We start from the raw sequence: 1,725 nt of genomic DNA, 5'->3' as shown, positions 1-1,725 counted from the left end.
AGTTCAATCCTTAGTAGCTGCTTAATATATTTGTCTAATTTTTTGGGTTCAGTTCATATTCATAGGAGTCTTTTTATACTTCTACGTTGCTTTTTAAATTGAAGCATTCTTCCCTGCTTCAATTTCTAATGACTCTTCATGCCACCAAAGTGTTTCTTCAGGGTCTTCTTTAGCGATTAGGTGTGCTTCTTTTTTCGTTTCTACTGTAGGATATGAACCTTTTAGCGCACGCCCTGAAGTCGTAACGAATAGTACACTAAATACAACTAATCCAATAATACTTACACCTGCTAAATAAAATGCCGGTGCGAGCGGGTTACCAGTTGCATGAACTAAGTATGAACATACGAGCGGTGTTGTTCCACCGAATATCGATACAGAAATATTAAATGAGATCGAAAGTGCTCGATAACGTACATCAGTGAAAAAGAGTGATGGTAATAATGAAGGTAATGTTCCTTCATATACACTTAAGAAGAAACCTAGTACGAAAATACCTGCAAATATAGCTGCAATATGTCCGTTACCTATTAGTAAAAATGCTGGAATTGCAAATACAGTTAAACCAAGTAAACCAATTTGCACAACGCGTTTATTACCAATTTTATCACTTAATTTACCGAAATATAGTGCTAGTGGAATCATAAGTGCCATCGTAATAGAAATAATTAATAAGCCTGTTGTTTCTTCGACTTTAAGTACTTGAGTTAGATAAGAAGGAATATACGAAAGAATCATATAATTTGTAATATTAAAGAAGGCGACAATTACTGTGCTTAATAAGAAGTCTTTTTTGTGATATTTAATAATATCCATAAATGAAAATTGTTCATTGTCTTCAGATTCCTCTTGTGCTTTTTCCATCTCTTCAAAGATTGGAGATTCATCTAGATGACGGCGTAAGTATAAACCGACCAAACCAATTGGTGCAGCTATTAAGAACGGAATACGCCATCCCCAGCTGAGCATTTGCTCATCTGTTAACAATAACGTCAAAATGGTAACAATTACCGATGCAGCAATGTAACCTGAGAGTGTTCCAATTTCAAGACCACTACCGAGTATACCACGCTTTTTATCTGGAGAAGATTCTGCGATATAAACCATTGCTCCTGAATATTCGCCGCCTGTAGAGAAGCCTTGAATCATTCGGGCAACTAAAAGTAGTATTGGTGCCCATACACCAATTTGTTCATAGGTTGGTAGTAATGCGATGAATAATGTAGAAAGTGCCATTAAAATAATAGTAGTACTTAACACGATTTTTCGGCCGTACTTATCTCCTATTCTACCAAAGAATACACCTCCGATTGGTCGAACGAGAAAGGCTGCTGCAAATGTACCGAATGTAAGTACAAGTTGCAATCCACTATTATCAACACCTGAGAAGAATAATTGACTTAAAATTACCGCTAAATACGCGTATAATCCGAAGTCAAACCACTCCATTGCGTTCCCTATACCAGTAGCAATTACTGCTTTCCTGGCTTGTTTAGGATTGACAATATTAACGTCTTGAGGTTCAAAATTTAAATCATTATTTTGTTGCATATAATAAAACAGCTCCTTATTTAATTTAACTTCTTTAAGCACACCTTCTCTTATTGAATAAAATTAATTCGAAGCACTTAAGGAAAAACAACGTCTCCTTATCTGTTATTATTATTTCAAGGTCCCGGTTTAGTAGGAGCACTTCTAATTGGAGTAAATGCAGCGAAGGCAGTA

Annotated in this window: 1 protein-coding gene; it reads right to left on the bottom strand. The window is 35.7% G+C overall.

What is annotated here, in order from left to right:
- Nucleotides 1-93: 93 nt before the first annotated feature.
- Nucleotides 94-1,551, bottom strand: a complete 1,458-nt coding sequence (locus tag ACQGSG_RS28745; RefSeq protein ID WP_001186925.1) for an MFS transporter — start codon at nt 1,549-1,551, stop codon at nt 94-96.
- Nucleotides 1,552-1,725: the final 174 nt, after the last annotated feature.

It is taken from the genome of Bacillus sp. GMa5/1 (genome assembly GCF_050172015.1).
Classification (GTDB): domain Bacteria; phylum Bacillota; class Bacilli; order Bacillales; family Bacillaceae_G; genus Bacillus_A; species Bacillus_A cereus.
This window is presented reverse-complemented; position numbering and strand designations above follow the sequence as displayed.